The sequence below is a fragment of the Mesorhizobium sp. M7D.F.Ca.US.004.03.1.1 genome, assembly GCF_003998635.1.
GTDB lineage: Bacteria > Pseudomonadota > Alphaproteobacteria > Rhizobiales > Rhizobiaceae > Mesorhizobium > Mesorhizobium loti.
This window is the reverse complement of record NZ_RZQG01000206.1, coordinates 1-7,783: the sequence shown is the minus strand read 5'-3', so window position 1 is coordinate 7,783 and position 7,783 is coordinate 1. Positions and strand designations below refer to the sequence as shown.

8 protein-coding genes are annotated in these 7,783 nt (G+C 61.4%); all 8 read left to right on the top strand.

The window, feature by feature from the left end; all coding sequences use genetic code 11:
- On the top strand, positions 1-258 hold a 258-nt coding region (locus tag EN935_RS41425), incomplete at its 5' end, for a hypothetical protein (protein ID WP_206523217.1).
- A 219-nt stretch (positions 259-477) separates the two neighbouring features.
- Entirely contained in the window at positions 478-2,502 is a 2,025-nt protein-coding gene (locus EN935_RS14170) for a conjugal transfer protein TraG (protein WP_063169233.1), read from the top strand.
- Positions 2,503-2,618: 116 nt separating this feature from the next.
- Positions 2,619-3,032, top strand: a complete 414-nt coding sequence (locus EN935_RS14165) for a CopG family transcriptional regulator (protein WP_063170364.1) — start codon at positions 2,619-2,621, stop codon at positions 3,030-3,032.
- Positions 3,029-3,997 (top strand): P-type conjugative transfer ATPase TrbB, encoded by a 969-nt coding sequence (gene trbB / locus EN935_RS14160; protein WP_024502850.1) that lies wholly within the window; start codon positions 3,029-3,031, stop codon positions 3,995-3,997. The genes EN935_RS14165 and trbB overlap by 4 nt, the downstream gene beginning before the upstream one ends.
- A 12-nt stretch (positions 3,998-4,009) precedes the next feature.
- Entirely contained in the window at positions 4,010-4,318 is a 309-nt protein-coding gene (locus EN935_RS14155) for a TrbC/VirB2 family protein (protein ID WP_024502851.1), read from the top strand.
- Positions 4,318-4,590, top strand: coding sequence for a VirB3 family type IV secretion system protein (locus EN935_RS14150; RefSeq protein WP_024502852.1), 273 nt, complete (start codon positions 4,318-4,320; stop codon positions 4,588-4,590). The genes EN935_RS14155 and EN935_RS14150 overlap by 1 nt, the downstream gene beginning before the upstream one ends.
- Positions 4,584-7,034, top strand: coding sequence for a conjugal transfer protein TrbE (gene trbE, locus EN935_RS14145; protein ID WP_063169232.1), 2,451 nt, complete (start codon positions 4,584-4,586; stop codon positions 7,032-7,034). The genes EN935_RS14150 and trbE overlap by 7 nt, the downstream gene beginning before the upstream one ends.
- Positions 7,031-7,756: a P-type conjugative transfer protein TrbJ gene (gene trbJ / locus EN935_RS14140; protein WP_024502854.1), complete on the top strand. Its 726-nt coding sequence runs from the start codon at positions 7,031-7,033 to the stop codon at positions 7,754-7,756. The genes trbE and trbJ overlap by 4 nt, the downstream gene beginning before the upstream one ends.
- Positions 7,757-7,783: the final 27 nt, after the last annotated feature.

The window sequence follows — 7,783 nt, the reverse complement described above, 5'->3', positions numbered from 1 at the left end:
GGGGAACTGCGGCAGCTGTTGGAGGATGAACCCGCCTCCCCACCGATGATGGCGTTCGAGCCAGGGGAACTGCGGCAACTGTTGGAGGATGAACCCGCCTCCCCACCGATGATGGCGTTCGAGCCAGGGGAACTGCGGCAACTGTTGGAAGACGAGCCTGCCTCCACTTGGGCACAAATCAATTCGACCCCACATGCGCGAGCGGACGGTGTTCATCAGCCAGCCCAGGCGCCGTGGCTCCCTGAACGCAGAAGATAACTTTGCGGAGGAGCGGTCACGCAACTGTCGGCGGCGCCGGGCCTCAGGGTGAATGGAAAGGATGGAGTGGCGGATGGTGTCGCGTGAAGGCGCAACACGCGTGCTGACCGACCTGCATACGTAGGAAGTCGTTCATTGCTCCCAAATCGTATGTGAGGAACATTCCTGTCCCGGCTGCGCCGCGCGATGCTAGGTCGCGTTGTTCAGCGGGCCAAGCCGATGACACCTACGAAGCTACTGATCGGGCAGATCGCCGTTGTGTGCGCAATTGTCATTATCGGCGTATGGACGGCAACCCAATGGTGCGCTCAAATGCTGACCTACCAGACGCCTCTCGGCGCACCATGGTTTCTCTTCGCCGGCTGGCCAATCTACAAGCCGTGGAAGCTGTTTGAATGGTGGTTCCACTTCGATGCTTATGCGCCGGAGGTCTTCGACAAAGCCGGTACGCTTGCAGGCGCCAGCGGATTCCTGGGTTGTGCCGCCGCAATCGCTGGCTCGCTTTTGCGCGCGCGACAGCGCGGGTCGGTTACGACCTATGGGTCTTCACGGTGGGCCACGACTCATGAGGTCGAGACGGCAGGGTTGTTACGGCCGGCGGGCGTTTTCCTCGGTAGGCTGAACGATCGCTATCTGCGCCATGACGGCCCGGAGCACGTCATGGCATTTGCGCCGACGCGTTCGGGCAAGGGCGTGGGGCTGGTTGTTCCAACGCTACTTTCCTGGACCGGGTCTGCCATCATTCATGATATAAAAGGCGAAAATTGGCAGTTGACCTCCGGCTGGCGGTCGAAATTCTCGTACTGCCTTCTGTTCAATCCGACCGACCCGAGATCGGCACGCTACAACCCGCTGCTGGAGGTGCGCAAAGGCCCAGATGAGATCCGGGACGTTCAAAACATCGCCGACATCCTCGTCGATCCCGAGGGCGCGCTGGAGCGACGGAACCACTGGGAGAAGACCAGCCATTCACTCCTAGTTGGCGCCATTTTGCACGTGCTCTACGCTGAAGAGGACAAGACGCTGGCCCGCGTCGCCACCTTCCTGTCGGACCCGCAACGCTCGTTTGCCGCAACGCTACGGCGGATGATGACGACAAACCATCTCGGGACGGGGCATAACCCTCAGGTCCATCCCGTAGTGGCCTCGGCGGCTCGCGAACTCCTGAACAAGTCGGAAAACGAGCGCTCAGGCGTCCTCTCGACCGCCATGTCCTTTCTCGGGCTTTATCGTGATCCAACGGTCGCGGCGGCCACTTCGTCCTGCGACTGGCGCATCGCTGACCTAGTGGATGGAGAGCGACCGCTGTCGCTCTATCTGGTCGTGCCGCCTTCGGATATCTCGCGCACCAAGCCTTTTGTGCGACTGATCTTGAACCAGATCGGCAGGCGGTTGACGGAGCGTCTGGAGGGGGACCCGAAGAAGAGCCGTAAGCATCAGCTGCTCATGATGCTGGACGAGTTTCCGGCGCTCGGTCGCCTCGACTTCTTCGAAACGGCGCTCGCCTTCATGGCAGGTTATGGCATTCGCTCCTATCTGATCGCACAATCTTTGAACCAGGTTTCAAAGGCCTATGGCGAGAACAATGCTATTCTCGACAATTGCCACGTGCGAATTGCCTTTTCCTCCAATGACGAACGCACGGCCAAGCGCATCTCGGATGCCCTCGGCACCGCAACCGAACTTAGGTCGATGCGCAACTATGCGGGCCATCGGCTTGCGCCCTGGCTTTCACATGTCATGGTGAGCCGCCAGGAAACCGCGCGCCCGCTCCTGACGCCAGGCGAGGTGATGCAATTGCCGCCGTCAGACGAATTGGTCCTGGTTTCTGGGTTGCCGCCGATCCGCGCCAAGAAGCTGCGCTATTATCAGGATCAGAATTTCACAGATCGGGTGCTGCCTGCGCCGGTGCTGCACGACGGACCCTATGCGGACTGCCCTGCATCACGCCCGGACGGCTGGACTGGACAAGTGTGCAGCGTCGATAGCCGACTTGCTGCGGACGAGGAAAGCGCCGACGCGCCAGTTGAAGACGAGGGAGGCGTTCAGCAGCAACGCCATCCAAGCCTGCCCGAAGAAGACGTTGTTGTCTCTCAAGAGCCCGATCAGGCCGATCTGTACAAGCCCGCAGACGATGACAGCGAAGCGCTCGCGGACAAGCGTGTCATGGATCGGATTTCCACTGCGGCCCGCGTCTACGGTATCAACGAGGGCAGGGGCGACGATGTCATTCCCGGCTTCTGAAGTCCGCTGAGTTGCAGAGCGCACCTCAGCGTAGATAACGGCCATAAGCAATTTTGAGCGTCTGGCCGATGCTTCTCCCGTCGCCGGCGCAACGCCGGGCCGTCGGAACGATCCGCATGAAGCCGCACCGCATTCGCCATCAGTTTCTGCTTGAGCCGGAGCTCAGCGAGAAACTGGACAACCTCAGTCGCGATCCGTCAACGACCAAATCAGCGATCGTGGGGAAGGCGATCGAGGCGTTCATCGAGCGGCGTGGCGAGAGCGAGTTCGATCGGCGCTACGGCGTAAGGCTTGACCGGCTCTCCCGCGATCTTGCCCACGTCAGGCGCGATTCCGAGGTGATCCTGGAGAGCCTGGCGCTCTTCATCCGCTTTTCGATCACCCTTCACGCCCACACGCCGGTCCCGGATCGGGCAACGCAGGCTATTGCCCAAGAGCGTTTCGAGAAATTCGTTGAGAAGGTCGGCCGCCAGATCGCTTCCGGCAAAAAGTCGCTTAGCAAAGACAATGGTGGGGGAGGGGAAGGATGAGCTCTCATCCCGAGGCCGACCACCGGCGGCGTGTCATGCTGCGCACCGCCATGGGTCCGGCAATCACCGAAGCCCTGGCCGATCCGTCCGTCATCGAGGTGATGGTCAATCCCGACGGCGCGCTGCGACTCGACCGGTTAGGCGAAGGTCGGGTCGATACCGACGTTCACATGCACCCGTCCGAGGCAGAACGTATCATCCGCCTGGTTGCTTCGCACGTGCGCGCCGAGGCGCACGCCGACAACCCGATCGTCAGTGCCGAATTGCCGTCTGGCGAACGCTTCGAAGGCCTGCTGCCACCTGTGGTGTTGGCGCCATGTTTTGCCATCCGCAAGCCCGCCGCGAAAGTCTACACCCTGGCCGACTATGTTGCCGAACGCATCATGCTGCCGCTGCAGGCCGATGCGCTGAAAAAGGCCGTCCGCGAGCGGCGCAACATGCTGATCGCCGGCGGCACTTCCTCGGGGAAGACAACACTCGCCAACGCTCTGCTGGCTGAAGTCGCCGAATGCGACGATCGGGTGATCCTGATCGAGGACACACGCGAACTGCAGTGCGCGGCCAGGGACTGCGTTGCCCTGAGAACAAGGCGGGGCTCGGTCACCCTTGCCGATCTCGTGCGCTCGACGCTGAGGCTCAGGCCGGACCGCATCATCGTGGGCGAGGTGAGGGGCGCGGAAGCGCTCGACATGCTGAAGGCATGGAACACCGGGCACCCAGGCGGCATCGCTACCGTACACGCCAATTCCGCGCGCTCGGCTCTCTATCGCATTGAGCAACTCGCCCAGGAAGCGGTGGTCACCGTTCCCCGCCGGCTCATCGCTGAGGCGATAGATCTGATCGTCTTCATAGCGGGACGCGGCTCGTCGCGCCACATCGACGCAATCGCCGAGGTCACCGGTCTCGACGGCAGCGGCGATTACGCCGTTGCCCCGCTCACGCTTTCGCAACTCCAGCAGCTTTGAAAGGCCTTCCTCATGCGCAAGAAGCTTCGCTTTCTTTCGTCCACAGCGCTCGCGTTTCTTATCACGGCCCCGGTTTATGCCGCCGGCTCCGGCATGCCGTGGGAGCAGCCGCTGCAGCAGATCCTGGAGTCCGTGCAGGGACCGGTCGCCAAGATCGTTGCGGTGATCATCATTATCACCACCGGCCTGACGCTTGCCTTCGGCGACACCGCCGGTGGTTTTCGGCGCCTGATTCAGATCGTCTTCGGTCTGTCGATCGCCTTCGCGGCATCGAGCTTCTTCCTCTCCTTCTTCTCCTTCGGTGGTGGGGCGCTCGTCTGATGGCCGCCGGGGAGCAGCATATCGAGGGCTTCGCAGTACCGGTCCACCGGGCGCTGACCGAGCCGATCCTGCTCGGCGGGGCTCCGCGCGCGGTGGCGATCCTCAACGGTACAGTGGCCGCGGCCATTGGCTTCGGCTTGCAGCAATGGATTGCTGGTCTGGTGCTTTGGATCGCAGGCCACTCGTTAGCGGTGTTTGCCGCAAGACGCGATCCGGACTTCGCCAGCGTGCTTGTGCGCCACCTACGTCTGAAGGGGTGGCTTGCATGCTGAACCTTTCGGAATATCGAAGCAAAGCCGACCGGCTTGCCGACCATCTACCCTGGGCTGCCTTGGTGGCGCCCGGCATCGTGCTCAACAAGGACGGCAGCTTTCAGCGGACGTTGCGGTTCCGCGGCCCGGATCTCGAAAGTGCGACGGAGGCTGAACTCGTCGGCATTTGCGCCCGGGCGAACAATGCTCTCAGACGCCTTGGCTCTGGCTGGGCATTGTTCTTTGAGGCCGAGCGCACAGAAGCGCTGGGCTATCCGAACTCGCATTTTCCTGACGCCGCGTCGTGGCTGGTCGACGAAGAACGCCGCGCTGCTTTCGAGGGGAAGGTAGCGCACTACGAGAGCCGCTATCATCTGACCTTGGTGTTTATGCCACCGCCGGACGCCCAGGCGCGCGCAGAAAGCACGCTCGTCGACTCTCATTATTCCCGAGGAGAAAGAGACTGGCGCCAGGATCTGGCGAGGTTCCGTGACGAGACCAACCGCGTGCTCGATCTCTTCTCGGGTTTCATGTCCGAAGTACGCGTCCTCGATGATGCTCAGACGTTGACCTACCTCCACGGCACGATTTCGCCTCGTCGCCATCCTATCATGGCCCCGGAAACGCCGATATATCTGGATGCAATCCTGGTCGATGCGCCGCTTACCGGTGGCCTGGAGCCGATGCTGGGTGAGCAGCATCTTCGCACACTGACCATCCTCGGCTTTCCGAACCTCACCCGGCCCGGAATCCTCGATACCCTCAATCATCAGGATTTCGCCTATCGCTGGATGACGCGCTTCATTCCGCTCGAGAAAACGGAAGCCACGAAGACGCTGACGCGATTGCGCCGGCAGTGGTTTGCCAAGCGCAAATCGATCGTGGCAATCCTACGCGAGGTCATTACCAACGAGCCGGTCCCGCTTGTCGATAGCGATGCCGACAACAAGGCGCTCGATGCCGACGAAGCCCTTCAGGCATTGGGCGGTGATCATGTGAGTTTCGGCTATCTCACCACCACCGTGACGGTGTGGGGCGAGGATCGCCAAGCCGCTGCAGAGAAGCTTCGCGCGGTCGAGCGCATCATCAATGGGCTCGGCTTCACCACGATCCGAGAAGGCGTCAATGCGGTCGAGGCTTGGCTCGGCTCATTGCCTGGCCATGTCTACGCTAACGTTCGCCAACCGCTCGTTCATACATTGAACCTTGCCCATCTCATGCCGCTGTCGTCGGTTTGGGCCGGTCCTGCGACAAACGAGCATCTCGCGAAAGTCACCCAAACCGAAGCGCCACCGCTTTTCGTTGCCGAGACCAGTGGGTCGACACCGTTTCGGCTTTCCACCCACGTCGAAGATGTCGGCCACATGCTGGTTGTTGGTCCGACCGGCGCCGGCAAGTCGGTTCTGCTTGCTCTGATTGCTCTGCAGTTCAGGCGCTACGCCGGCGCCCAGGTTTATGTCTTCGACAAAGGCAATTCGGCCCGTGCTGCAACACTTGCCATGGGTGGAGAACACCACGCGCTAGGAGCGGACGGTTCCCTTGCCTTTCAGCCACTGCGCAGCATCAACGACCAGGCTAGCCGAAGCTGGGCGGCCGAATGGATCGCCAGCCTTGTTGCCCACGAGAACGTCACCGTCACGCCGGAGGTGAAGGAGGCTATTTGGTCAGCGCTGGCCAGCCTTGCCACCGCGCCGGCGCAGGAACGCACACTGACCGGTCTTTCGGTCCTGCTTCAATCCAATGCGCTGAAGACCGCATTGATGCCCTACACGCTCGACGGTCCCTTCGGCCGCCTGCTCGATGCCGATCATGATGGGCTGGCCTTGTCGGATGTGCAGTGTTTCGAGACCGAGGAGTTAATGCACAGCCAAAGCGCTTTGCTGCCGGTGCTTACCTATCTGTTCCAGCGACTTGAGGAACGGTTCGACGGACGGCCCACGCTGATCATGCTCGACGAGGCGTGGGTCTATCTCGACAATCCGCTGTTCGCCGCCCGCATCCGCGAATGGCTGAAGGTGCTGCGAAAGAAGAACGTGTCGGTTGTCTTCGCTACGCAGTCGCTGGCTGATATCGCGGGCTCTGGCATAGCGCCGGCAATCATCGAAAGCTGCCCGCAGCGCATTTTCCTTCCCAATGATCGTGCCGTGGAACCCCAGGCGCGCACAGCCTACGAGCGCTTCGGTTTAAGCGAGCGGCAGATCGAATTGATCGCCCGCGCCACGCCGAAGCGTCAGTATTATCTGCAATCGCGCCGCGGCAACCGTCTGTTCGAGCTCGAGCTTGGCCCCATCGCTCTTGCGCTTTGCGGTGCTTCCGATCCGGCCACGCAGACTCTGATCGACAGGATCATGTCCGAAGACGGGCAAGGCAGCTTTGCCTCGCAGTTCCTGATCGCGCGCGGCCTCGATTGGGCCGGCGAACTTCTCAAGCAATTCCCTCAACCAGACAAGGAGCAATTCTCATGATGCGGCGACGCCTTCTCTCCGGCCTGATCACCGTTTCCCTGATCGCCAAGCCTATGGCCGACTATGTGCAGCCCGCCTACGCCCTTATCGTGTTCGATCCGTCCAATTATGCGCAGAACGTGCTGACGGCCGCGCGCGCATTGGAGCAGATCAACAACCAGATCCAGTCGCTGCAGAATCAGGCGACCATGCTGCAGAACATGGCGCGCAATCTTCAGCGTCTGGATTTCTCTTCCGTTGGCCAACTCACCGGTTCGCTCCATCGCATCGACGGCTTGATGGACCAGGCGAGTGGCCTCAGCTTTGATCTGGGCAAGCTTCAAGACCAGTGGCGCAGCCAATATCCGGAAAGCTACGACGCCACGATCAAAGTCAGCGATGTGGCGAGTGCTGCGCGGGAGCGTTGGCAAACCGCCATGCAGGCGTTCCGCCAGACCATGGGTGTCCAGTCGCAAATCGTCGAGAACGTCCGCGCCGACGGCGATCTGCTCGCCGATCTCGTCAACCGCAGCCAAGGGGCGGCCGGTGCGCTTCAGGCAAGCCAGGCCACCAACCAGCTGATGGCGCTTTCGACAAAACAGCAGATGCAGATCCAGACGCTGCTCGCAACGCAGTTTCGAGCTGAGGCCGAGGATGCCGCCCGCAAGGCCCAGTCAGACGAAGCCGCCCGCGAGATGACGAAGCGATTCTTGGGTACCGGCTCGGCTTATCCCGGCAATTAATCACGAGTTCATCACGACGAGAAAGGC

Coding starts and splice junctions, on each gene's coding strand:
- trbE (WP_063169232.1), top strand. CDS start 4,584: ATGCTGAACCTTTCGGAATATCGAAGCAAAGCCGACCGGCTTGCCGAC.
- EN935_RS14165 (WP_063170364.1), top strand. CDS start 2,619: ATGAAGCCGCACCGCATTCGCCATCAGTTTCTGCTTGAGCCGGAGCTC.
- EN935_RS14150 (WP_024502852.1), top strand. CDS start 4,318: ATGGCCGCCGGGGAGCAGCATATCGAGGGCTTCGCAGTACCGGTCCAC.
- EN935_RS14155 (WP_024502851.1), top strand. CDS start 4,010: ATGCGCAAGAAGCTTCGCTTTCTTTCGTCCACAGCGCTCGCGTTTCTT.
- trbJ (WP_024502854.1), top strand. CDS start 7,031: ATGATGCGGCGACGCCTTCTCTCCGGCCTGATCACCGTTTCCCTGATC.
- EN935_RS14170 (WP_063169233.1), top strand. CDS start 478: ATGACACCTACGAAGCTACTGATCGGGCAGATCGCCGTTGTGTGCGCA.
- trbB (WP_024502850.1), top strand. CDS start 3,029: ATGAGCTCTCATCCCGAGGCCGACCACCGGCGGCGTGTCATGCTGCGC.